Source organism: Paenibacillus sp. Leaf72 (genome assembly GCF_001422685.1).
Taxonomy (GTDB): Bacteria; Bacillota; Bacilli; order Paenibacillales; family Paenibacillaceae; genus Pristimantibacillus.
Map to the genome: position 1 here is coordinate 114,114 of NZ_LMLV01000032.1, position 24,616 is coordinate 138,729.

The following is a 24,616-nucleotide window of genomic DNA, read 5'->3' on the forward strand; positions in this document are numbered from 1 at the left end:
AAGGGGGAGGTGCTATCCGGTGTTAACGCGCTATTTTTCACAAAAGGCTCTCGTTTGTCTTGCACCATCCGCTTCCAGTTTCAGGCTCATTTGAGGTATGATAGAGCTATTGGATTTAGCAATTGGTGCACTAGATGGAGGAGGAGAGTGAAACGTGTATAACCCCTATGAGCTTAGAAAATCAAGCTTGATCGCCGAGCTTTCGGCTGCTGGAATCGAGGCTGCGCTCGTTACGTCGCCGGGCAGTATTTTTTATTTGACGGGCTTTCATAGCGATCCGCATGAGCGTTTTATGGGACTGCTCATTAACCCGAAGGAGTCGACATATACGCTGTTTGTCCCGGCTTTGGATCAGGAGAGTGCGAGCGAGGCGGCGATGGTATCGAAGCTGGTCGCGATATCGGATACGGACAATGCCTACGAGCTGCTGGGCAAAGAGGCGGATATTAGTGCGGCTGCAATCGGCATAGAAAAGCGGCATTTGAATGTGGCAACCTATGAGCAGCTGGCTGGAGTATTTCCTAAGGCCGCATTCCGGGATGTGGAGCCGCTGCTGATGCGTTTGCGCCTTCGCAAGTCGGCGGAGGAAATCGAGCTTGTGCGCGCCGCAGTCGTAATTGCGGAGAAGGTGCTGCAGGAAGCGGCAGCCAAGGCGGCTGTTGGCGTGTCGGAGCTTGAGCTGAACGCCGAGATAGAATATCGGCTTCGGGTGCTGGGCGGCGATAAGCCTGCATTTGAGACGAGTGTGCTGGGCGGCGCTCGCTCCGCATTGCCGCATGGCCGGTCGGGCGAATATCGGCTGAAGGAAAATGATTTTCTGCTCATTGATATGGGCGTATACAAGGGCGGTTATTGCTCGGACATTACGCGCACCTTTGTGATCGGTGAAGGTACAGCCGAGCAGGCGCGTATTTATGATGCGGTGCTGGCGGCGAACCGTCAAGGGATTGCGGCAGCAGAAGCTGGCAGGACACTTGCCGCAGTCGATCGCGCTGCCCGCGAAGCCATTACCTCACGAGGCTATGGCGAATATTTCACCCACCGCGTGGGGCATGGCTTCGGCATTGATATTCATGAGCTGCCTTCCGTTCACGGGAGCAATGAATCGCTGATTGAAACGGGGCTGCTGTTCACCGTAGAGCCGGGCGTTTATGTGCCGGGGGTTGGCGGCGTCCGCATCGAAGACGATATTTATATCGTTGATGATGGCAAGCCGCAGGTGCTGACGAGCTTTCCGAAGGAGCTTCAGCATTTGTAATCTGCGATACAGCCGGAGTATGAACCGATTTATACGAACCTCCTGCCATGTTGAATGGCAGGAGGTTTTTTGTTATTTTTCACCTGGTGATTGATCTTGCAATTGATCTTGCACATGGACGGGACAACCCCTTTGTTATTGAACGCAAAAATGGTATGTTAAGCTTTAATAAAGCTTGTCTGACAGCTTAGTAGCTTCTACATAATCACTTTATATTTTTGGCAAAATTATAAAGGGGAGCGTGCAAGATGAAGACAGAGATGCGGCAATCGGTTGTGATGGTTAAAGGGAAGCTCGTGCTGCCGGATGCAGTAGCGGAAGGGGCAGTTATCGTTAGGGACGGCATCATAGAGGAAGTGCTGCTTGGCGCAGAGCAGGTACAGAGCTGGCTAGCGCAGCAAGGCGACTTTGCTGAAAATGTTGGTGAGCATGAACATGATGGACGAGGTGTAGGAAATAGCGGCTACGCAGCGCTTGAAATCATCGAAGAGGAGAACTGTTATGTGCTGCCTGGACTCATTGATATACACTGTGATGCGATTGAAAAAGAGGTGCAGCCCAGACCAAATACGCTGTTCCCGTTAAGCATGTCCCTGCTGGAGTTTGAACGCAAGCTTCCGCTGCATGGCATAACGACGATGTACCATTCGTTATCGCTTGGCGTTGGGCTTAGTCTGAGGGGCGAGCATTTGCTGACGCAGATGGTGGAGCTCATTCGCAGCTACCGCGAGCGGCGCTCTGTCGTGCGCAATCTAATTCATTTGAGATACGAGATTTCGTATTTGCCGGGTTTGCCTATCGTGAAGCGCTATGTGGATGAAGGTGCCATTGATTATTTGTCCTTCATGGATCATTCGCCGGGCCAAGGGCAGTACAGGCAGCCAGGCTCGTTCGAACGTTATGTGATGAAAAATCAATCGGTCAGCATCGATGAAGTAAATGCCATCGTAGCAGAGCTGATGGAAAATAGGCGCCAAATTGATTGGGCCGGATTAGAGGAGCTTGGGAAGCTGGCCGTGCAGCGGGGCATATCGGTCGCTTCGCATGATGATGATTCAAGCGAGCGAGTCGATCAATTGAAGGGCTGTGGCGTCAGTATTTCAGAATTTCCGATTACGCTGGAAACGGCTCTATATGCGGTGCAGCAGGGCTTGCATGTATGTGTAGGGGCGCCTAATATTGTGCGCGGCGGCTCGCATGATAAAAACCTATCGGCGGCTGAGGCGATTGGGGTGGGTGCGGCAGACATCATTTGCTCAGATTATCATCCGTCGGCGCTGCTGCATGCGATTTTTAAGCTGGCGGATGAAGGAATAGCCGCTTTGCCCGCAGCAGTTCGCACAGCTACGCTCGCTCCAGCTGAAGCGCTGGGTATAGCAAGTGAAGTTGGCTCGCTGGAACGGGGCAAAGCGGCAGACCTTGTTATTGTTGATCGTTATGAAGGCCATCCATGGGTCAAACGGACAATCGTTGGCGGCAAAACGGTGTATACCGCGTTGACCCGTTAAAGCATTTTAATTCGTGGCGGGCTGGGCGAATCGTGCTAGCTGCGTATGCAGCGCTGTTACCAGACGGGCTTGTTCCTGCTCGTCGATTTGCTTCCAAATCATTTCGAACAAAACGCCGAGTCCGGGAAGCGCACGCTCGTCATTGCCAATCGAGCTTTCGATCACTTCGGTTAATTCATTGAGCGGCTTATCGTGTACCCGCCTTATAATGGCTTGACGCAAATCCAGATTATCCAACCGGATTCCCTCCAAGTCGTCGTTATTACGCGCAACCGCAGTGGTCCTGCGCATGGTAAGCGAGGCCGCTAAAAACCTGCTAATTGGCGTGCCTGATTAATATGTCCGCAGCTGCAGCTTTTCATTCTGCACGGGTGCGTGTGTTATAATGGTCGATAGCAGATTTTCGTACATATAGGAAGGGAGAGTTGCGTTTTGCCGAAAAAACAATACGCCGTCATTGGCATAGGCCGCTTCGGTCTTAGCGTCGCATCATCGCTCACCGAAATGGGCTTTGAGGTGCTGGCGATTGATACGAGCGAGGATCGCGTACAGGACGCGGTCAATCATGTGACGCATGCCGTCATTGCCGACTCCACCGACGAGGAAGCGATGCGGGCGCTGGGCCTTCGCAATTTTGATGTCGTGGTCGTGGCGATCGGGCAGGATATTCAGTCGAGTATTTTGACAACCCTCATCTTGAAGGATATGGGGGTTGGCGTCATTATCGTAAAGGCGCAAAATGAGCTGCACGGCAAAGTGCTTAGCAAAATCGGCGCAGACAAGGTTGTATATCCAGAGCGGGATATGGGGCTGCGCGTGGCGCATCATTTGATCTCGCCTAACATTTTGGACTACATTGAAATTTCCGAGGATTACAGCATCATTGAAATTAAAGCGCCTGAAGCGATGATTGGCAAAAGCTTAAAGCAGCTCGACATTCGCGCCAAGTTCAAATGCAACGTCATGGCGATCAAGACGGGTTCAAATATGAACATTGCGCCATATGCGGATGATCTCATTCGCGATATCGATATTTTAGTTATTGTAGGGAAAAATTCAGACTTATCCAATTTAGAAATTGCCTATTCGGAAGGTTGACTAATAAATATGAACAATCATAGCCTTTTAACCTCGATTCAAAATGACCGTGTGAAGCAGTGGGCCTCCCTGCTGGACAAAAAATACCGCGACCGCCTCGGCAAGTTTATTATTGAAGGCGTTCATTTGGTGCAGGAAGCTTTCGCCGCTGGAGCGGCAATCGAAGCAGTCATGTACGATGCGGAGCGCGGCTTGCCGGAGGAGCTGCGGAAGATGGCGGAGCAGGGTGGCCGCGGAAGCGGATATGCGGGCAGTGCTGCGGAGAGTGCGGGAATAGGTGCCAGCGTCGAATGGATTCAGGCGGCGCGGCCGGTTATGGCAAAATGCTCGGGGACGGATACGCCGCCGCCGGTTTTTGCTGTCGTGCGCAAGCTGGAAGCAGCGGATGATGCTTTATTTTCAGCTAACGGATTGGTCGTTGTACTGGATGGGGTAAGGGACCCTGGCAATGTCGGGACGATTATTCGCAGCGCGGATGCGGTTGGAGCCAATGGCGTCGTGCTGGGCAAAGGCTGCGCTGATCTGTACAATCCGAAAACGGTGCGCTCCACGATGGGCTCGCTATTTCATTTGCCGATTATAGAGGCGGACTTGACGGAGCTGCTGCCTGCGGCGCAGGATCGCGGCTTTGCGCTGGTTGGGACGAGCCTCGAAGCGTCGCATACTTGCTATTCGTATGATTGGACTGCACCGACTTGGCTGCTGCTCGGCAATGAGTCGGAAGGGCTGTCTGCAAGCTCGCTTGAGGCAGCCGATGAGACGGTCATTATTCCGATGCACGGACGGGCGGAATCGCTGAATGTGGCGATGGCGGCAACCGTGCTGCTGCATGAGGCGATGAGGCAGAGACGGTATGCTTAAGTTTCTAGGTCATTTGTGAGTTATAACATATTTTGAGACTAATTATATGATAGTTTGAGACTTCTTATAACATCATAGTGAGACAACTTTGTGGCAGAAAAGTCCTTGATACGTAAGGGTTTTCTGCCATTTTGTTAGTGAATGATTTTGTGGATTTTGAAAATAATTGATAATAAATATCCTTTTTAGACCCTATGATTTTTTTTACTATAGATTGAGATAATCCGGGTGCTTATTTAGTTTTTGCACGATTGTTTAGGGGAACAGTAAAGAAAGGGTGAACTTGTTATGATCGGAGAAAAAATTAGAGCTTATCGTAAATTACTTAATCAAAGCCAAGTTGAGTTTTCAGCAGCCCTCGGAATCTCACAGGGTAATTTAAGTGAATTCACTTACTGCACAGGAAGGAAGTCTTTTATCTATGTATAGAAAGCTCAATATAATTGATCAAAGAAGTATATTAGATTTCATCGATTTTAAACTAATGAAGAGCAGAGAGGTGAATGATCTTAATAAATATAACAAATTGCAATTTTAATCTGCCTTGTAGACTCGGTTTTAAGACAGCTGTTAACTTCTTCAGAGGAAAATATAAGCACTACTGTTCATAAATTAATTTTTATCAATCGTCAACAACACAGTCAAGTATTCCATTAGAGGATATACTAGGAAAAAATTATTTTTCTTATATTTAAAGCATAATGAAGTTAATATAGTCTTAAGAGCAGGTTTAAATATTGCCTAACTATGCTGAACGAGGGAGTTCACTATCAAATAAATAAATTAGACATTCCAGACTTTGGGTAATGAATTCGACTATAAAGGGCTTAAAATTGTGTTTGCCGATGGAGCTGACCGTATAAACAGGAGTACCTGGGCACTTATTTCCGATACCTAGCCCGCAGATGGAAAGCCATTTAGGACCAACTCTGTCATATATTCTTCCTGCGACTGGTGACAGGATTCCCATGACAATCCCGCCGTGCATCAACATCAATCCAGATTCCAAAGCGGAATACCCCAGCATTTTTTGTGTGTAGATAGGTAGCATGGTCATGCCACCGATAAAAACAATAAAAATAATAGCGACAAGGGTCATAGCCAAAGAAAATACTTTGTATTGGAATATTCTAAACTCGAGTATGGGTCGTTCTAATATTAATTGTAGAATAATAAACCAAACTAGAACGATCAAAGCACCAATTATTGTTAGTATAAATGAGTAACTGCCCCAACCAGCCGTTCCCGTAATGCTAAACCCGTATAGCAAGCCACCGAAGCCAAGTGAAGATAAAATGATAGACAACATATCAAACTTTGGAGAAGTGCTTTCGGTTACATTCCTTAATATGAAATAAGCAGCAATCAAAACGAATAGAACAATCGGTAAAAGGATTTCAAATAGCACGTTCCATTGATAATGGTCAATAATCCAACCGGACAGGGATGGACCAATTGCCGGTGAAAATGCAATAACGAGGCCGAAAATTCCCATAGCCGTTCCCCGTTGTTCTTTTGGAAATATAACAAATAGAAGTGGCATGATAATACCCGCGCCTAAAGCTTAGACAATTCGTCCAGTCAACAAGAACGAGAAATCTGGAGCAGTCGCACAGATTAAAGTACCTAACCCAAAGAGACCCATAGCTGTAAAAAATAATGATCGCGTCGAGAATCTTTGTATTAAAAAAGCTGTTATCGGAATCATAATACCACTTACTAACATGAATGCCGTGGTTAGCCATTGCGCCGTATTCTGTGTAAAATGAAAACTTTGCATGAGATGTGGCAGCGCTGTAGTCATTAACGTTTGATTGAGAGTTGCAATAAACGTTCCCAGCATGAGAACTGCCACGATGCCTATTCGATTGATTTGCTGGACAGATCGTTTATTTACCATATATGTCATGCCACCCTTGCTGTATATTATCCTTTACATTATAGACGTACAGTAGTTACGCTCCTTTGCCAGTGAGAGGCTGGTAAAGGAGCGAGTCTAGGGCTTATTAGAACTTACTTGGATTCAATTCGACCGACTGGATTGTTATCTTCTGACAAGGACTTTTTAACTGCCGACCAGCTGTCATGTTCAATATCGAGCGCATGACGAAGATAAGCCCATGTGACCCGCTGGATCAAAGCGACTTGTTCTGGGTTTTCATCCGTTGTTTCCTTAACCTCGTAACCTGAGATTCCGCCAAGTGAGTGTTCTGCACCGAAGAGGGTGAGCAGGCTCTCGGCTCCCGGGCTTAAGAAGTAAGGGTCTGCCATCCATTCCGGGCCGCGGATGGTCAGCTGATACTTTTGCGGGATGTAGTCTTGGTCCCCGATGATCACAAGGGAAGGAGTGGTCATGTGCTCGAAGCTCACGTTCAGGTGCGGCATTTTCTCGGCCGCAAACGGTGTCAGGTTGTCCCCACCTTGCCCAGCGGTGGCGAACAGCACACCCGCTTTGATGCGCGAGTCGGATAGGTCCTCTTCCTTCTTGGTCTTCGGGTTGAGAACTCGCAGGCCCAAAAGATTGCCCGCCGTTTGGCCGCCGAAGGAGTGTCCGGCTGTGGCGATGCGGCTTCGGTCAAGGCGACCGCTCAGACCGGGAACAGCAGATTCTAGAAGATCAAGCTGATCGAGAATCAGCTTCATGTCTTCGACTCGGGAACGCCAGATCCCAGGTATGCGGGGATCGTCCTTAGGGAGACCCGCTGTCCTCGAGTCGAGATGGGTGGGTTGTATGACCGCGAAGCCGTGTGCAGCCCAGAAGTCAACCAAGGGGCCGTAACCATCCAACGATGAGCCAGAACCATGTGAGAAAACAATGATAGGTAAGTCTCGACCGGTCGTTGGCGCTGATACTTTTACTAACAAATCCTCGCCACGACCTAGGGATTCTAGCACTATCGACTTCACAGAGGCGATGGTAGAGGGTGCGTTCATATTGATTTTCATAATAAATATTCCTTCCCTTCTCTTCTAATCTTTAATATTTGCGAATCCGCCTTTGTTCTGCTATAGTCGGGCATAAACGGAACCGCGTTCCTATTATATACGGAATATTGTTCCGTTTACAAGAGGTTTATGAAAAATCTCTTCTGATGAAAAATAGTTACTAATTATTGAGTTTCTATTACCCATGATGTTTTTGAATATGCGACAATATTAAAAAAGTGGAGAAAGGCACTTTGTGGGTCTTCATCACTATCAAATTCGAATATATTAATATTTCTTAAACTATTTGAAGTAATGGTCATGACTGTTGCACATCAGAATATTCAGTGCAGTCAATTTAGTGTTATATTATATTTATTGGGATATAGAACTTACTAATGGGGGATATTACTTAAATGAACGATAAAACGGAAGATCGAAGTGATGGATTAGAGCCTCGACAGCAAACAACTCGATACGTGCGTGCCGACGCACAGCGCAACATTAATGCTTTGCTCCAAACAGCAATGACAGTGTTTGCAACTTCAGGGGTAGACGCTCCTGTTCGAGAGATTGCGGAAAAGGCTGGCGTTGGAGTAGGAACTGTTTACCGTCATTTTCCACAACGCTCTGATTTAATTGAAGCTGTTTTTCGTCAGGAGATTGATGCTTGCGCAGATGCTGCGATAGACTTAGCCGATAAATATAAACCTGTTGAGGCACTGGAACGATGGATGTTGCGCTATTTGGAGTTCATAGCGACTAAACGTGGACTCGCGGCAGCTCTACATTCTAACGATCCAGCATACGAAACTTTACCTATCTGTTTTGTAGAGGAATTAAGCCCTGCTCTGAAGATTTTGATTGAAAGAGCAACAACTGCTAATGAAGTACGTACTGAAATTACGCCAGACGAATTGTTGTGGGCGGTTGCGAGCCTTTGTACGTCAGTAAACAACAATGGTGATATAGAGCATGTAAAAAATATTGTTTCTCTTCTCATCGATGGGTTGCGTTTCCGTGCGAACCTTTAACACCTCGACAAGATTTTTGATTGTGTTTGCGATGAATTGATTAGTGAACCTTTACGGCCCCTGACCGGTAAAGGTTTGCTAATGCGCTCTATGAAGGGATACGGGAGTACGGACGAGCATGGGGACAAAGAGTTCGATTAAGAGTTACGCAAGCATAACGAACTTACGACGCTAGATCCTGACCATTTCCGCGTCAGATCGCAATGTACTTATCCAGAGAGCTCTAAGCAACAGGTTAGTAATTCTGAGTTTCTTCAAGGCAACGTGTCAGGCTTGAAAAATGGGCATTTTTTAAGCCACATCGTACAATGCATCCAATCGATTTTGAGATAGATACTCCATTACAGAGAGGGTCTATTAAAAGAAAAGAATAACTCAGATGAAATAGATTTAATTGAACAAGCGAAGCATTCGTGGAGGTAAGTAACCTTACACGGATGCTTCGCTTGTTGTGCGTTGACAGCGCAACGGTTTTGGTTCCAGCATTGATGTGCCTGCATCTTCAAACAAAGCTGCGCTGTGCGAACAAATAGCGATGTGTCATTAAGCTAACGTACAGGTTAGTTCTAGGACGTGTCTGAAAACTCATTACTGAGTCCATTTGAAAATGGCAGCCACGTATACAAACGACAAGAATGACTTTGCTAGCTTGTCATAACGGGTAGCCACGCGGCGAAAATGTTTGATTTTATTGAAAAAGCACTCCACTAAGTGTCGTTCTTTGTACAAATACCAATCCACTTTCCATGGATTTCGACTATTTGATTTAGGCGGAATGATATAGGATGCCTGTCTGGCCGTAATCCAATTCCGAATCGCTTCAGAGCCATACGCTTTGTCGCCAAGAATGTGGCTTCCCGTAATATTAAATTCTTGGAGTAAATCTATCGCTGGAGTGGATTCATAGACTTGACCACCCGTCAGAAGAAAAGCGAGGGGATTTCCTAAGCCATCGACTAAAGTATGAAGTTTGGTTGTCTTTCCACCACGAATGATGCCAATGTGCTGATTTACTTCGTGTCCTTCTGCGTTTTTTTAGCACCGGCACTGTGTTGATGGGCTTTAACTGATGTAGAATCAATGCTCAAGTTTTCAAAATCCGCTTCTACTTGAAGCGCTTGGAAGATAGCAACAAGTAATCGTATCTCTCCATTTACAGAAACGACTATAGACTGTTTTCCATGAACCGTAACGTTCTTCTGGCAAATCACGCCAAGCAGCACCGCTACGAGCGATCCAAAGAATGGCATTAAACATGATGCGATTGCTTCATTTTGACGGACGTCCTGTTTGATAGGGAGGGAACATATCCTTAATTTGTTCCCATTGTTCATCGCTAAGTTCATACCGCCTTTGTATCATGATTAATGCTCCAATCGTTTTTCTCAAATCATAACACAAAGTTCTTTAGTTTTCAGACACGTCCTAGGAACGTAAATTTGTCACAACTTAGTCAGTCCCGATGTGACTTAAAGCCTTGGTACATCGGGATATTTTTATAACCAACATAATATTATTTTCAACGGACAAAAACACAACAAACAAGGAGCAAGATCCACGGCGATCTTGCTCCTTGTTCTACCTCCATGAGGAAAGAAAAAGATTCCTGACCTAGTCACATGACTCATTGTCAGATGATAAGAATATTTTCTAAATAATGTCCGTAAATCACGATCTTTTTTAGTTATACGCTCAAGTTCTTGTCATTTGGCGTTGGCTGGATCGACGACAGCATGCAACCGATTGCCGTATGCTTCACATCGCCTCGTTGAGACACTAATTTGCCTGACCATCCAGACTCCGATTTCCTCTCGTTCGTTCGCCAAAAATACCCCAAGAGACCCTCCAATATCACTTTTAGATATTACGGCATTTTTCAAAACCGACTTTACAAAAACGTCAAAAACTCGTAAGTATTGATACTGCGCGAAATTGGCTGATTTTTTCATTATTCTTTTATTAGCCTTCTTTATAATCAAATGTAGTTGCCATCCAGTTGCAGAAACCTATCCCTATCCCGCTCATCCGACAAATTTCTACTCTTCGTCATCTCACTTCAAGTTATAGTAAAGGAGAAAAACCATGAAAAAATCAGTCTTATGTCTATTAATTGCATTATTTACGTTCGGGACTTCATTCTCGCAGATTCTACCTGTTTATGCAGCTGAGAACGATTTTACTTTTACAATCGGTTCCAATGGCGCAACGGTCACGGACTACAGGGGTACGGATCTGAATGTGGTTATTCCCGCTGAGTACGCGGGTACGACGGTAACCGAAATTGGGAGATCAGCATTTGATACGTACGGTACAGGCAAACCTAAAATTACGAGCGTCGTGATTCCGAACAACGTGAAGGTAATTCAAACATATGGATTCCGTTATACTGGCCTCACTTCCATAGACCTTCCAGACAGTTTGTTAACGATCGGCGCCAGCGCATTCGAGAACAATCCGCTTACAACAGTCGTTTTTCCAGATAGTGTGACGACGATCGGCAACTATTCTTTTTATATGAATAATTTGACATCGATTAAATTATCGGAAAATTTGAAGACGATTAATGGCGGGGCTTTCGACACCAATCACATTACGAAACTTGTCATCCCGGCCAGCGTAACGAATGTCGCCAGTAGTTCATTCTATAATAACAACTTAACAAGCATAACTGTGTTAGGCAATGCAACAACTTTTGGGACAGGTGTATTTGCGGGTAATCCGGGCAATCTGAAAATATTCGGAATTGCGAATTCTCCCGTAGCCGTTTATGCGTCGAGCAACGGACATACATTTGTGGACGGAACGGCGTTATTTCAAGCGGTCTCTAGCGCCAAGTCGTTGTTGAAAAGTTACTTGGTAGGCACCAGCGTAGGACAAGTTCCGGCCAATGCCTACAACGACTTATCGGCAGACTATGACGCAGCCATGCTTTTTATCGACGGAATCGGTAATGCCTCCATCGCCTCCGACCTGGCTAACGCCGCAACTCCTCTGACCTCTTCAATCGCGGCATTCAATGCGCAAATTGTCCAGGCCGGCAATCCCGCGGCGTTGGCAGCGGCGATCGCGGCGGCACAGCAGGCGTTGACGGATCATCCGCAAGGGGAGAACGTGGGGCAGGTGTCAGCGGGAACGCGCACCGCACTGCAGTCCGCAGCCAATGCGGCGCAGCAGATWCTYGATAACGGAGGCAATTACACGCAGGATCAACTGGATACGGCAGTTAACCAGTTAAATTCAGCGGTTCAAGTCTTTAATGCCGCCGTTCTTCAAACGGGCATTCCGACGGCGCTGGGCGTGGCGATCACGGTTGCGCAGCAGGCGTTGACGGATCATCCGCAAGGTACGGATGTAGGGCAGACTTCGGCAGGAACTCGCACCGCGCTCGAAACTGCGATGGATGCGGCGAAGCAGATACTTGATAACGCAGGCAATTACACGCAGGATCAACTGGATACTGCTGTTAACCAATTAAATTCAGCGGTTCAAGTCTTTAATGCTGCTGTTATACAAGCGGGTGTTCCAACGGCGCTGGACGCGGCGATCGCGGCGGCGCAGCAGGCGTTGACGGATCATCCGCAAGGGGAGAACGTGGGGCAGGTGTCAGCGGGAACGCGCACCGCACTGCAGTCCGCAGCCAATGCGGCGCAGCAGATWCTYGATAACGGAGGCAATTACACGCAGGATCAACTGGATACGGCAGTTAACCAGTTAAATTCAGCGGTTCAAGTCTTTAATGCCGCCGTTCTTCAAACGGGCATTCCGACGGCGCTGGGCGTGGCGATCACGGNTACACGCAGGATCAACTGGATACGGCAGTTAACCAGTTAAATTCAGCGGTTCAAGTCTTTAATGCCGCCGTTCTTCAAACGGGCATTCCGACGGCGCTTGGCGTGGCGATCACGGTTGCGCAGCAGGCGTTGACGGATCATCCGCAAGGGGAGAACGTGGGGCAGGCGTCAGCGGGGGCGCGCACCGCATTGCAGACCGCAGCCAATGCGGCGCAGCAGATACTTGATAACGGAGGCAATTACACGCAGGATCAACTGGATACGGCAGTTAACCAGTTAAATTCAGCGGTTCAAGTCTTTAATGCCGCCGTTCTTCAAACGGGCATTCCGACGGCGCTGGGCGTGGCGATCACGGTCAGTTAAATTCAGCGGTTCAAGTCTTTAATGCCGCCGTTCTTCAAACGGGCATTCCGACGGCGCTGGGCGTGGCGATCACGGTTGCGCAGCAGGCGTTGACGGATCATCCGCAAGGGGAGAACGTGGGGCAGGCGTCAGCGGGGGCGCGCACCGCATTGCAGTCCGCAGCCAATGCGGCGCAGCAGATACTTGATAACGCGGGCAATTACACGCAGGATCAACTGGATACGGCCGTTAACCAGTTAAATTCAGCGGTTCAAGTCTTTAATGCCGCTGTTATACAAGCGGGCATTCCAACGGCGCTGGGGGCGGCGATCACAGCGGCGCAGCAGGCGTTGACGGATCATCCGCAAGGTACGGATGTAGGGCAGACTTCGGCAGGAACTCGCACCGCGCTCGAAACTGCGATGGATGCGGCGCAGCAGATACTTGATAACGCAGGCAATTACACGCAGGATCAACTGGATACTGCTGTTATCCAGTTAAATTCAGCGGTTCAAGTCTTTAAAACCGCTGTTATACAAGCGGGTGCTCCAACGGCGCTGGGGGCGGCGATCACGGCGGCGCAGCAGGCGTTGACGGATCATCCAGAAGGTACGGATGTAGGGCAGACTTCAGCAGGAGACCGCGCTGCCCTGCAGACCGCGATAGATGCAGCGCAGGCTATTGCCGACGATGCGGAAAATCAATCTCAGACTCGTTTGGATGAAGCTACTGTCAGTTTGAACGACGCTATGGCGGTATTTGAAGCCGCTTGGGTGGGGATGGTGCTAACCGCATCGGCCAATGATTTGTACGGAACGAGCGACACGCTTCGCTTTACGGTATTTTACGGATATGAAGTAACCGTGATAGGGACACCGGTCGTTCCGATCATGGTTGGAGACAATTCCGCCACTCAGACGGTATATGCCCCATATATGGGAGCGCGCGGCAAGGCAGTGACAAAACTTACTTTCGAATTCGAAGTTCCTGCTGGGCTCGCGGATGTTGACGGAATTAAAGTTGCTGCATCATTGGAGCTCCCGGACGGTGCAAGCATCGTTCGCACCTCCAGCGGACACCCGGCTTCGCTAACTTACGTAGCACCGGACGCGAACGGAATACGTATCGTGGCGATACCGCCCGAAGTTGCCCTGACGGTTGCACCGAACGGATCGGAACGTAAAGTGATCAGTGTGATGGCAAGCCTGTACGGCGGAGCTGCGGGAAATGAGCTGACACAGCTCCGTTGGCTGCCTGGAAATCTTAGTGGGGTTGATTTTGCCGGCGGAACGAAAGGAACCGATATTTTGGCCACACCTCAATTCACCACTACTGCCAACGGCGACTATACCGTTTATGCCCTAGACGAAGCAGGCAATGAAGTAGTGAAAACCATCACTGTTACTGGGATCTCAACCCCGTCTTCGTCGGATAACGGCAGTCGACCGGTCACATCGGGGACGACTGTGAAGTTAGATCCGAATGGCGGGATTACAATTCTTGTCGATCCATCCGACATCAAACAAGTCAAGCGTTCGGACGGCACGGTGATCGAGCAAGTCATCCTCACCGAACGGACGAGGGAGCAAGTGCTGGAACTCCTGCAAGATGCGACCGAACCGTTTATCAGCATTACAACCGGCAATCGGGAGCAAGCGGTACAGGCACAGTTTCAAGCTGACTGGCTCGCGGATATGGTCAAAGCTAATCCTAATACAATTATCGAGGTGAGGTTGAACGATTCTAGCTACCAATTGCGGTTAAGCGCGATCGATCTGATCGGCTTTGCGGAGCGTCTCGACGCGGAAATATCGAATTTGACCGTAAACATCATACAGGTGCTGGCTGGCGAGCATATTCGACAAGAGATCGATCGGATCGGCGTTTCCCAAGGTTTTTCTGTTTTCGCCGACGTCATTGACTACAAGGTGATGGTCGAAGCAAACGGGCAAATGTTGGAGGTGAGCGACTATGGCGGATCGTACTCGATCCGGACCATTAAGTTAGACCGAGAGATCACAAACCGTAACCTAGTTGCCGTTCAGTATATCCCGGAAAACGGAACCGTCGTTTTTGTTCCGGCAAAGATGGGAACCGGTCCAGACGGCACTAACGAGGCGATTCTGAACGTGCCACATAACAGCTTGTACACAGTCGTAAATGTGCAAGCCCGAACGTTCGCCGATTTAACCGGACACTGGGCGAAAGCGGATGTGGAGCATCTGGCGTCCAAGCTGCTGGTGAACGGTGTGGCAGCCGACCGTTTTGACTCAGAGGGAACCATTACACGAGCGGAATTCTCTGCCTTGCTCGTTCGTGCGCTAGGGCTATCCATGAAGGAGAGCGAGGACGGTGATCGTTTTGCGGATGTTCCTGCATTCGCATGGTATGCATCTGCAGTAAATGCGGCAGTGGATAGCGGGCTGATTAGCGGCATCGGTGCCGGCCGTTTTGCGCCTAACGACCCAATTACCCGCGAGCAAATAGCCGTTGTGATTGCTGGCGCCTTAACCTTCACCAGCCATGGAACCGATAGCGAAGGGCAAGAGGGAGGCCATCTGGATGCTTTCACGGACCGAGACTCCATTTCTTCATGGGCGCAAGCTGCGGTAGTCCGAGCATCGGAAGACGGCATTATGAAAGGGATGGTAGACGGACGCTTTGCCCCAAGGGAGTATGTAACGAGGGCGCAGGCAGCGGTTATACTGAAAAGGTTCCTGCAATATGTGCATTTTATCGATTAAATCAAGCAAAGTAATCAATCCACAATTAATCGAGATACTCAAGAAAATGGTCTAAATGAAATCCACGAAATCTTCGGGCTGTTGTAGTTTCGGATCAAGTTCTTGTTATTTTGCGATGACCAGAACTTGATCCGTTCCAAACAAGCGGGAGTTTAGTTCCAATTAATAGTATGATAAGTCGAGTGCAGTAGAGATAGTTCAAACTGAAAAGCGCGAGGAGATTATGGTGCAAAGTTTTATCAAGATTGTATGATGCATTCCATAAATAACGGTGGCTTACCAAGTTTTTATATTGCGATTGAATCATGCTCTAAATGAGACTCACCTCAACATCAGCTCAGTTTCATTCGTCAGTACAGTTATGATGATTGCCTCTACAAGAAACCCGTACCTTTCGATTTTGAAGTATTTAACGGAGACAATCTGCTCTGTCTTATCGAGTATCACGGTAGGCAGCTTTACGAAAAAGTTCAAAGCATTTGGTAGAACAGCGGGGCATGAGGAGAGAGATAAAGGAGCAATTCTCTACGTTAGATCCTTGGAGTCGCAGAGCCATGCTTATGGCATGTGGGATTTTACCACATGATGAAAAAACAGTATCTAACACACATAGAGGAAACACATTCACTTTCTTTATCCGAACAGTACGTACTCGATTGGTCTTTAAATAAGACAATTACAAGAGAATTTGCTTCTGACAGCCAACAAAAAACTTATAATTTAGGAGGTGTAAGCTTTTTCACCAATATTGTGCCGAAATTAATTACAGAGAATAACGCTTTGTGCCAAAAATGATTAAATTTTGTGTCAAATGAAGGTTACAGAATGCCGTTTAAAGCTAGTAGTTTAGTGCCAAAGTGAGTTACAACTCACAAAAGGGACATGACCTTCATGGTTATAGTTTAAATCTATATCCAGGTATGATTTATTGGTATCATGCTATATTCTATTCTTATAGGCAGTTTACGATGTAAGGAAGTTATGAAAAGTACTCGATCTAGTGGGGAGTAAATATCAAAATTTTCTGCTATATCAGAGATAGTTTGCTAAATTTTGGATTAAAGGAGTATTCTAATGACCTTGCAGCAATTAAAATATATTCTGACCATCGTCAGAAGCGGCTCCATAAGCGAAGCGGCAAAGAGGCTATTTATTTCGCAGCCGAGCTTGTCCAACGCGGTGAAAGAAATTGAGATGGAAGCCGGTATTGAGATTTTCCTTCGATCGTCCAAGGGAATCGTGCTATCAAGCGACGGGGCGGAGTTTTTATCCTACGCTAGGCAAGTCGTGGAGCAAGCCGAGCTTCTCGAGCAGCGGTACATGAATCGTAAGCCTTCGAAGAAGCTGTTCTCGATCTCAACACAGCATTACGCCTTCTCTGTGCAGGCTTTCGTCGGACTGCTGAAGGAGCTTAACGTGGACGAGTACGAGTGCACGTTACGCGAAACACGCACTCACGAGATTATCGAAGACGTACGGAATATGAGAAGTGAGCTCGGAATCATCTATATGAGCGACTTCAACCGAAAGGTGATTCAGAAGATATTAAAGGACAACGAGCTGCGATTTCATCCACTGTTCCAAGCGGAAGCGCACGTATTCATTAGTGAGGAGCATCCACTTGCCTCCAAGGAGCTGCTGGACATCGAAGATTTGGATGACTTCCCGTGTTTGGCCTTTGAGCAAGGCGAATATAATTCCTTTTACTTCGCGGAGGAAATACTCAGCACCCGAACGTACAAGAAGAAAATACTGGTCAGCGACCGCGCCACGCTATTCAACCTGCTGATCGGACTCAATGGCTATACCATTAGCTCGGGCGTACTGAATAAGGATCTTAACGGGGAGCAAATCAAATCCGTAAGGCTTCGTACGGACGAGAGCATACAGGTAGGTTATATCGTGAATCAGAAGGCAAGTTTGAGCCAGCTGGCCGCCGCCTACGTTCTGAAGCTCAAAACGGTCATTACGGATTTCGGCTATCCGATCATTAAACAAGAGGATGAGCTCGCTTGAGCCCATCCTCTTGTATGTTATTACAATGTTGCTCTTACTTCTTTGGCTGCTTGGACAAGGTTCTTCAAGCTGGCCCATGTTTCAGTGACACCGCGAGTTTTAAGTCCGCAGTCCGGGTTAACCCATAACTTGGAGACCTCTATCTTGTCAAGCATGCGATCGAGTCCTTGTTTAAGCTCTTCGACGCTTGGGATCCGAGGTGAATGGATGTCGTATACGCCTGGGCCGACTTCCGTACGGAAGCCGCACTCTTTGATTGCGTCGATGATGGCCAAGTCTGAGCGCGACGCTTCGAACGTAATGACGTCGGCGTCCATTGCATCGATATCGCGAATGATATCGTTGAACTGGCTGTAGCACATATGAGTATGAATTTGCGTTTCGGCTTTGACGCCGCTATGCACGAGTCTGAAGGCAGGAATCGCCCAGCTCAAGTACTCGCTCTGCCAGTCGGAATGACGTAACGGAAGCTTCTCTCTTAATGCGGCTTCGTCGATCTGGATAATTTCGATGTCGTTGGCTTCGAGATCGAGTACTTCGTCACGAATCGCAAGACCGATCTGAAGAGCGCTTTCCTTCAGGCTGATATCTTCGCGAGGGAACGACCAATTCAGGATCGTTACGGGACCCGTCAGCATGCCTTTGACCAGCTTGTTGGTACGGCTCTTAGCGAACGCCGAGTATTCTACAGTAATCGGCTTGCTGCGGCTAATGTCGCCCCATACAACCGGGGGTTTTACGCAGCGTGTTCCGTAAGACTGCACCCAAGCGTTCTCAGTGAAGATAAAGCCATCCAAGCATTCGCCAAAGTATTCGACCATGTCGTTTCGCTCGTATTCGCCATGAACAATGACATCAATTCCGATTTCTTCCTGCTGCACGATGCATTCTGCGATTCGGTCAAAGTTGAATTGCTTATACTGTTGCTCGGTGATGTTGCCTTTCTTGAAGGCTGCGCGGTTCGCGCGGACGTCAGCCGTCTGAGGGAACGAACCAATCGTCGTCGTAGGTAACGGCGGTAGATTGAATTTCGCTTTCTGAATCGTTTCCCGCTCGGCGAAAGCAGGAAGTCTCGTGAAGTCGGCGTCCGTCAATTCCGCCACTCTCTTTTGTACCGAGTTGTCGTTCGTGAGGCGCGATGCACGGAACAGCTCCTCATTCTCCGTATAAAAAGCGGATGCTTCATGGCTCGCTTGCTCCAGGATCGACTTGAGTTCTGCAAGCTCGCGCAGCTTTTCTTCCGCGAACGCGAAATATTGCTTATTCGCCGCCGTCAGCTTCGTTTCGTGCTTAATCGTGTATGGGACATGAAGCAGCGAGCATGAAGTGCCGAGCACGACTTGGCTTGCATGCTTGCCGATCTCGTGAACGAGGGCAATTGTCTGCTTATATTGGTTTTTCCAGATGTTTTTGCCGTTGATTACGCCGGCGAACAGCACCTTGTCATTTGCGAAGCCATGCTTGCGCACGAGGTCCAAAGACTGCTTGCCCTCGACGAAGTCGATCCCGATCCCGTCAAACGGCAGCGCTTGAAGATCCTGATAGCAGTCGCGAATGTCTCCAAAATACGTTTGCGCGACAACTTTTACGCTACCTTTAGCGGACAGGATACCGTTATAAAGCTCTGTGAACAGCGCGATATCTTCCGCAGTCAAATCCGATACCAGTGCAGGTTCATCCAGTTGAAGCCATGCTGCGCCAAGAGTGTTCAATTGGTTAAGGACAGCCGTATAAGCTTCGATAATCGCAGGCACGAAATCCTTCGCTTTCTTCGAGCCGGTGAATCTCGCGAGCTTGAGCAGGGTGAATGCTCCGATTAGCACAGGCTTGGTTGCGATGCCGAGCTGTTTTGCTTCCGTAAATTCGTCGAACAGCTTCGATCCGGCTAAACGGATGCTTGTCGTGTTATCGATTTCGGGAACCATATAGTGATAGTTCGTGTTGAACCATTTTTTCATCGCCAGCGCTTTAACGTCGCCTTTTTCGCCTTGATAGCCTCTCGCCATTGCGAAATACGTCTCCAGCGGGCTTAGGCCGAGTTCTTGGTATCTTTGCGGAACGATCCCAAGCAAGCAAGCCGTGTCGAGCAGTCCGTCGTAGAAGGAAAAATCGTTGGACGGAATGAAATCGACGCCGTTCTCCTGCTGAAGCTTCCAGTTTGCCGATCTAAGCTGAGCCGCCGTTTGTTGCAGTTCTTCGACGGGAAGTACGCCTTTGAAGTATTTTTCGGATGCGAATTTAAGCTCTCTGAGCGCGCCGACACGTGGATAACCGATAATGGATGTTTTCAATTGTAACAGCTCCTTGAGTAAATGTTGGCTTTAGTATAGAGCGCGGAAGCTGCTATCGGGAAACACAAAAAAACTATGCCTTGGCATAGTTTTTGACTATGGCTAAAACGAAAAGTTTGTTAAATCAATATATTGATTAAAAAGTAAAAAAAGTCCAATAAACAAACTATATCGGCCATAAGGTGTTCGGCGGAGGCGGCGATGTGATCGCGCGGCAGCTGAAAGTCCCGCTCGTGCACAAGATCGACTTGCGCACGAGCGGAAGAATATGAGGCCAAAACAGCATTCCTTAATGGATACTGTTTTTATGAAATATTGAGATGTGCAAGTAAAACTCGAAAAGGAAAGAAGACGACAGATTGAAAAGGTAATCCTATTTGAAAACATCAGGTTAAAACTATTTGACTATGAAACAAGATATGATGATTAAATCTCATTTAATGATGCTAATACAAAGAGATACATGAATAAGCTTGGAAAGACAATCTTCAAAGTAAATAATAGAAAGAAAAAATAATTAGAAATAAGATTTTCAATCTGTCTTTTAGAGAGAATAAGTATTGTCTCAGAAATTCATATAAAATTAAGTGGTTAATCTCAACGAACGATATAAACTGTCTCAAGTTTATGATATAAAAACAGCCTTAAACGGGCTGTTTTTGTTTCAAAAGATGTTATAACTCACAATATGCCCGGATAGGATCAAGAACATTGATCTATCAGGGTTTTTCGCGTGTTTGTAGACCACACTCTGGACCCCGTTGTATGCACGAATTAAAACAACATAATTATCAAATAATTGAATTTCCCCTTTAAGATGTACGCCATTCTTTGTGATGATCATGCATTCGAGCTCATTTTTCACAAAGTGATCAAGATGCCAATCTTGACTGCATTCAGTATGCACAGACGCTTTATTCATAAATAATTCCTCTCTCTCTTTATATAGAATTCATTACTTTTGAACGTTGATTGTTTTAATATAGCACACTCCTGTCAAGTACCAGCATGAGTAGAGGGTGAAAATCAAGTATTTTATTTTTTTAGAATTTTGTTAAGGATTGAAACATTTTTTTGCCGCTGATGCAGGGCTATGCTTTAAAGAACTAACGGCAAAATTATAGTTCAAAATCGTAAGCTCAATTGATTTAAGTTTCATGATTCATTGGGCTATATACGCAACGATATGTGAATGGAGTCTTTATTTTACCTCGAATCCGTATTTGGATTCGACGGGGATAGTTCGAGCATGAGTTGTAGGGAAATAACGATTTTATTCTTATTTTTGTACAACTAGGACTGAAGTATGTTTTTATCTTTATACTCACTAACAAAAGAAGGTGGAGCAGTATTGGATAAGCCAGTGAAAGGGGTAACTCAGCGTGTTTAACTGACAAATCTCTCTTGCTTCTTTGAGCCAAGGAAGCAATAACCTTAGCTTTGCTGTACAGAACATCTCCAGGATGTTGAAGCTGGGCGGACCATTGGATCAAAATTCAGCAAGTTGACATCATGCTTTCGTCCACTCCATATCATCTCTCATCTCATAATCTATAGTATGTTGAATAAGGAGATGATAGATTATGAGAAAAGTACCTTTGAGAAACAAAAAGGTAGCATTAAAGTCGGGGAAGAAGATCTTAAGCCGTAAAAGTCTCGTTGTAAGTATTAAAAAAGCCGTTCGAATTACGCAGCTTGGCGATGGTTTTGCGCGGTTTACCTTTGCACCAGTGACAATTCCTGCATTTAGTTCTAGAAACTATACGGTTAATGGAAACAGCTACAACATTATTAGTGGTTCTTGGTTTTTAACTGGCACACAACAAGGTTATTTGCTCAATAACTATTCCTCGGGAGAAAGCACATGGTTCTTCACTGCATGGAATCCATCGAACGTAGCCAGATCTGCTTATTACGTTGTTATTGCGAAGCTAAAACCATAATGTTCATTGGCTGTTGAGTATGTTCTATATGACAACCCCCTACCACGCAAATCTACGCGCAGCTCCGCGTTGAGCGTCGGGGAGAATTTTATCGACGATTTTTTTTGTGCCTATTGGCGGCGGGACCCGAGGACAACTTAATAACTAACCTGAACAGTCCCGATGAGCAGCAATATTTAATCGGGACTGTTTTTTATATTGACTACTTTACACGATAGAATGCCGCTGTGTTGTGCAGCTAACGTTCTCTGTTAGCTTAAGTATATGAGTTCACGTCCTTATTCTCTAAACCATGGCATTTAAAGTTATGATTAGGATTTTTCCTAACCTCTTCTTTCTGAAGTTCATACATGGCTATCTTATAGTTTATTTCCTCCAAGCACCTCAAGTCTTCTTCCATTTTCTTCTGCAATTCCAATTTATGCTTCACCAACATTTCTTGTCTTTCCAAGAAAGTAGCATTTCCTGCTCCATAAAGATCCTTATATTCTTTTATCTTAGCAAGAGACATTCCTGTCTCTCTGAGACAACGAATAAAAGAAACCCAATCTAGATGTTGTTCGGAATAAACTCTGCGGCCGTTCTCATTGCGAGATACATTGGGCAGTATTCCTTGCTCTTCATAAAATCTAAGTGTCTTTGCCGTTATATTTAATTTCTCCACTACATATTTCATTGAATACATCATTTATCTGTCCCACCTTTAGCTACAGTTACTGTAACTAGAAAGATATCATAAAGAATTCTGAAAATCCAAAAATCTTGTTTTAATCATATGAAAATTTATTCTTGACTTGCCCTAACGTCAATAGAATACACTGAGTCAGAACTTATGACAGGAGGCGATGGACCAGAAAGGTAGGAAAGCAACTAGACAAAGCCGCTGTCGAAAAATATTGAATGGAGAGGTTATTAAAATGAATCAAAAATACAGTAAGCTATTTGAATCCTTCACGTTCAGAAACGGAATTACAATCAAGAATAGAGTCGTTATGGCACCTATGACAACTTGGTCAAGTAATGACGACCTTACCATTTCAGATGAAGAGGTGAAATATTACAAACAGAGAGTAAATGGAGTAGGGCTTGTCATTACTGGCTGTACTCATGTTTCACCTAATGGGCAAGGTTTTACGAATGAATTTGCTGGATACAACGATGAATTTATTCCAAGTTTACGAAAATTAGCGGATGCAGCCAAAAGTGGAGGTTCCCCTGCTTTGCTGCAGATTTTTCATGCAGGGGATAAAGCCTTGCCGGGATTGGATGCAGTCAGTGCGAGTGTCTATCAGCCGGAGGCTACTCCTTTTGGCCCAAGTGCAGAAACAAGAGAGCTATCACATGAGGAAATCCTGTCGACTATACGTGCTTTTGGCGATACAACGAGAAGAGCAATTGAAGCTGGCTTTGATGGCGTCGAAATTCATGGGGCTCATGGATTTTTAATTCAAAACTTCTGGTCTCCTGCAACCAATCAAAGGACAGACCAATGGGGAGGAACCATTGAAAATCGATTGCGTTTTCCATTGGCAATTATCGAAGAAATTAAAAAGGTCATTGAAAAGCATGCTACAAAACCGTTTATGTTAGGCTATCGTTTGTCCCCTGAAGAATCCTCTAAAGTGGACGGATTACGTATGGAGGACACGTATAAATTAATTGATTTCCTTGTTGAACAAAATTTAGATTATATACATGCTTCATTAGATCATGTGTTTTCCAAGCCTATAGATAGTCAAGATGAGAAAACAAAGCTTGAATTGATTCTTGAAAGAGTAAACGGTAAGGTGCCTGTGTTGGCGGCCGGTTCCATAATCTCACCAGATGATGCTCTTAAAACAATGGAATTAGGATTACCGTTATTCGCTATTGGGCATGCGTTAATTATGAACCCCGATTGGATTGAAAAGGTTGAAAATGGACGTGAAGCTGAGGTCGATTCCGTACTAAGCGTTTCAAAACTCGACCAGCTTCATATTCCAGAAAAACTTGGGAATGTTATTCAAGCAGCGCCAGGATGGTTTAATATCGTTGAGTAGAAAAGTGGCCCCATAGGGGCTGCTTTTCTTATTTATCTTGAGCTAATCTATCCGTTAGCTTCTTTTACTTAATTTCTTAAATACCGAGTATTCCTTATTGGACTTAATAAAACTTAATATCTTTTCGGCACATTCTATTGGATTCATTTCTTCTGTATTTACTTCGAGGTCATATTCATTAATGCAATATACTTTGCTGAACTGTGAAGCTGCTAGTCCTATATTTCTATCTCCTCTTGCTTGCTCTCTTCTTATGAGTTCTTCTTTCGAGCATATTACACCTATAAATAACGTAGGCTGGTCGAAAAATAGATCAAGAGACTCATTAAACCGCTTGTCATTGTCGATTACAGTATCTACTATTACATTCAAGCCCATTTCTGAAAACAATTTAATTGTCGAATAGTACATTGAGAGTAAGGGATCAAACATGATTTGTGCGATAACTTGCTCATCTACTTCTCTTGCAGGTTCAATATCTGAAAATTTATTTCGAAAAAAATCCTTGATAAAATCATCTATTGATAAATGATGAAAAAGAATCTCTTTCTGATTCATCAGTTCAATAGAAATACTAGTCTTTCCTGAACTTGAAGTTCCGTTCATCAATACAATGATTCCTTGCTTCAAACGAATCACCCTCACATATAAGATTTGCGTATTTTTCAGATAATGTTATATTCACAAAGCACATTGCTCCCGCGCCATCGCTTAGGCTACGACCTCATTATATTCCATTTCCGATCACTGATAAAAGAACGTATAC

General features: G+C 46.1%; 18 protein-coding genes and 2 pseudogenes. 12 read left to right on the plus strand and 8 right to left on the minus strand.

Going from position 1 to position 24,616, the window contains the following annotated elements; genetic code table 11:
* Positions 1-154 precede the first annotated feature (154 nt).
* Positions 155-1,258: a M24 family metallopeptidase gene (locus ASF12_RS25935; RefSeq protein WP_081419057.1), complete on the plus strand. Its 1,104-nt coding sequence runs from the start codon at positions 155-157 to the stop codon at positions 1,256-1,258.
* Positions 1,259-1,506: 248 nt separating this feature from the next.
* The gene (locus ASF12_RS25940; protein ID WP_056041010.1) at positions 1,507-2,766 is read left to right on the plus strand and encodes an alpha-D-ribose 1-methylphosphonate 5-triphosphate diphosphatase; all 1,260 of its coding nucleotides are present in this window, start codon (positions 1,507-1,509) and stop codon (positions 2,764-2,766) included.
* A gap of 6 nt (positions 2,767-2,772) precedes the next feature.
* On the opposite strand, the gene sspI is transcribed toward ASF12_RS25940, so the two are convergent.
* Positions 2,773-3,003, minus strand: a complete 231-nt coding sequence (sspI, locus tag ASF12_RS25945) for a small acid-soluble spore protein SspI (RefSeq protein ID WP_056041012.1) — start codon at positions 3,001-3,003, stop codon at positions 2,773-2,775.
* 195 nt (positions 3,004-3,198) lie between these two features.
* On the opposite strand from sspI, the gene ASF12_RS25950 reads away from it, so the two are divergent.
* Together ASF12_RS25950 and ASF12_RS25955 are read left to right on the plus strand one after the other, a co-directional pair.
* Positions 3,199-3,864: a potassium channel family protein gene (locus ASF12_RS25950; RefSeq protein ID WP_056041014.1), complete on the plus strand. Its 666-nt coding sequence runs from the start codon at positions 3,199-3,201 to the stop codon at positions 3,862-3,864.
* Between the two features lie 9 nt (positions 3,865-3,873).
* Positions 3,874-4,725, plus strand: coding sequence for a TrmH family RNA methyltransferase (locus ASF12_RS25955; protein ID WP_056041016.1), 852 nt, complete (start codon positions 3,874-3,876; stop codon positions 4,723-4,725).
* Between the two features lie 745 nt (positions 4,726-5,470).
* On the opposite strand, the pseudogene ASF12_RS25960 reads toward ASF12_RS25955, so the two are convergent.
* Positions 5,471-6,634 (minus strand): annotated as a pseudogene (locus ASF12_RS25960) (DHA2 family efflux MFS transporter permease subunit).
* Positions 6,635-6,738: 104 nt separating this feature from the next.
* Positions 6,739-7,671 carry an alpha/beta hydrolase family protein gene (locus tag ASF12_RS25970; protein ID WP_056041022.1) on the minus strand — a complete coding sequence of 311 codons (933 nt, stop codon included), beginning with the start codon at positions 7,669-7,671 and terminating at the stop codon, positions 6,739-6,741.
* A 395-nt stretch (positions 7,672-8,066) separates the two neighbouring features.
* Here ASF12_RS25970 and ASF12_RS25975 point away from each other — a divergent pair, with 395 nt between their 5' ends.
* Positions 8,067-8,684: a TetR/AcrR family transcriptional regulator gene (locus tag ASF12_RS25975; RefSeq protein ID WP_056041024.1), complete on the plus strand. Its 618-nt coding sequence runs from the start codon at positions 8,067-8,069 to the stop codon at positions 8,682-8,684.
* Positions 8,685-9,272: 588 nt separating this feature from the next.
* Here the strand turns inward: ASF12_RS25975 and ASF12_RS34035 are convergent.
* A pseudogene (locus tag ASF12_RS34035) lies at positions 9,273-10,049 on the minus strand (IS5 family transposase).
* Between the two features lie 717 nt (positions 10,050-10,766).
* Here ASF12_RS34035 and ASF12_RS36685 point away from each other — a divergent pair.
* The 5 genes from ASF12_RS36685 to ASF12_RS26005 form a co-directional block, all read left to right on the plus strand.
* Positions 10,767-12,474, plus strand: a 1,708-nt coding sequence (locus tag ASF12_RS36685) for a leucine-rich repeat domain-containing protein (protein ID WP_442952557.1), incomplete at its 3' end; no start/stop codon positions are given.
* A gap of 103 nt (positions 12,475-12,577) precedes the next feature.
* Positions 12,578-12,838: an FIVAR domain-containing protein gene (locus tag ASF12_RS36690; protein ID WP_056041030.1), complete on the plus strand. Its 261-nt coding sequence runs from the start codon at positions 12,578-12,580 to the stop codon at positions 12,836-12,838.
* 62 nt (positions 12,839-12,900) lie between these two features.
* Positions 12,901-15,561 (plus strand): S-layer homology domain-containing protein, encoded by a 2,661-nt coding sequence (locus tag ASF12_RS26000; protein ID WP_056041033.1) that lies wholly within the window; start codon positions 12,901-12,903, stop codon positions 15,559-15,561.
* Between the two features lie 582 nt (positions 15,562-16,143).
* Positions 16,144-16,356 carry a hypothetical protein gene (locus ASF12_RS34740; RefSeq protein WP_155973468.1) on the plus strand — a complete coding sequence of 71 codons (213 nt, stop codon included), beginning with the start codon at positions 16,144-16,146 and terminating at the stop codon, positions 16,354-16,356.
* 279 nt (positions 16,357-16,635) lie between these two features.
* Positions 16,636-17,577 carry a LysR family transcriptional regulator gene (locus ASF12_RS26005; RefSeq protein ID WP_056041035.1) on the plus strand — a complete coding sequence of 314 codons (942 nt, stop codon included), beginning with the start codon at positions 16,636-16,638 and terminating at the stop codon, positions 17,575-17,577.
* A 20-nt stretch (positions 17,578-17,597) separates the two neighbouring features.
* Here the strand turns inward: ASF12_RS26005 and metE are convergent, their stop codons facing one another.
* Entirely contained in the window at positions 17,598-19,868 is a 2,271-nt protein-coding gene (gene metE, locus ASF12_RS26010; RefSeq protein WP_056041037.1) for a 5-methyltetrahydropteroyltriglutamate--homocysteine S-methyltransferase, read from the minus strand.
* A gap of 664 nt (positions 19,869-20,532) precedes the next feature.
* On the minus strand, positions 20,533-20,790 hold the full coding sequence (locus ASF12_RS26015; RefSeq protein WP_056041039.1) for an RNA chaperone Hfq: 258 nt from the start codon (positions 20,788-20,790) through the stop codon (positions 20,533-20,535).
* A 661-nt stretch (positions 20,791-21,451) separates the two neighbouring features.
* Between ASF12_RS26015 and ASF12_RS26020 the strand changes: the two genes are divergently transcribed.
* Complete coding sequence (locus ASF12_RS26020; RefSeq protein WP_056041042.1) at positions 21,452-21,811, plus strand: hypothetical protein; 360 nt, start codon at positions 21,452-21,454, stop codon at positions 21,809-21,811.
* Positions 21,812-22,067: 256 nt separating this feature from the next.
* Here the strand turns inward: ASF12_RS26020 and ASF12_RS26025 are convergent, their stop codons facing one another.
* Positions 22,068-22,499 carry a MerR family transcriptional regulator gene (locus ASF12_RS26025; protein ID WP_056041044.1) on the minus strand — a complete coding sequence of 144 codons (432 nt, stop codon included), beginning with the start codon at positions 22,497-22,499 and terminating at the stop codon, positions 22,068-22,070.
* A 229-nt stretch (positions 22,500-22,728) separates the two neighbouring features.
* Here ASF12_RS26025 and ASF12_RS26030 point away from each other — a divergent pair, with 229 nt between their 5' ends.
* Complete coding sequence (locus ASF12_RS26030) at positions 22,729-23,850, plus strand: NADH-dependent flavin oxidoreductase (RefSeq protein WP_056041464.1); 1,122 nt, start codon at positions 22,729-22,731, stop codon at positions 23,848-23,850.
* Positions 23,851-23,904: 54 nt separating this feature from the next.
* On the opposite strand, the gene ASF12_RS26035 is transcribed toward ASF12_RS26030, so the two are convergent.
* On the minus strand, positions 23,905-24,480 hold the full coding sequence (locus ASF12_RS26035) for a chloramphenicol phosphotransferase CPT family protein (RefSeq protein WP_056041045.1): 576 nt from the start codon (positions 24,478-24,480) through the stop codon (positions 23,905-23,907).
* Positions 24,481-24,616: the final 136 nt, after the last annotated feature.

What these genes read in the sequence shown, in the direction of transcription:
- ASF12_RS26005 (WP_056041035.1), top strand. Translation starts at nt 16,636, where the DNA reads ATGACCTTGCAGCAATTAAAATATATTCTGACCATCGTCAGAAGCGGC.
- ASF12_RS26020 (WP_056041042.1), top strand. Translation starts at nt 21,452, where the DNA reads ATGAGAAAAGTACCTTTGAGAAACAAAAAGGTAGCATTAAAGTCGGGG.
- ASF12_RS26015 (WP_056041039.1), bottom strand. Translation starts at nt 20,790, where the DNA reads ATGAATAAAGCGTCTGTGCATACTGAATGCAGTCAAGATTGGCATCTT.
- ASF12_RS26030 (WP_056041464.1), top strand. Translation starts at nt 22,729, where the DNA reads ATGAATCAAAAATACAGTAAGCTATTTGAATCCTTCACGTTCAGAAAC.
- ASF12_RS25940 (WP_056041010.1), top strand. Translation starts at nt 1,507, where the DNA reads ATGAAGACAGAGATGCGGCAATCGGTTGTGATGGTTAAAGGGAAGCTC.
- ASF12_RS25955 (WP_056041016.1), top strand. Translation starts at nt 3,874, where the DNA reads ATGAACAATCATAGCCTTTTAACCTCGATTCAAAATGACCGTGTGAAG.
- ASF12_RS25970 (WP_056041022.1), bottom strand. Translation starts at nt 7,671, where the DNA reads ATGAAAATCAATATGAACGCACCCTCTACCATCGCCTCTGTGAAGTCG.
- ASF12_RS34740 (WP_155973468.1), top strand. Translation starts at nt 16,144, where the DNA reads ATGATGAAAAAACAGTATCTAACACACATAGAGGAAACACATTCACTT.
- ASF12_RS25975 (WP_056041024.1), top strand. Translation starts at nt 8,067, where the DNA reads ATGAACGATAAAACGGAAGATCGAAGTGATGGATTAGAGCCTCGACAG.
- ASF12_RS26025 (WP_056041044.1), bottom strand. Translation starts at nt 22,499, where the DNA reads ATGATGTATTCAATGAAATATGTAGTGGAGAAATTAAATATAACGGCA.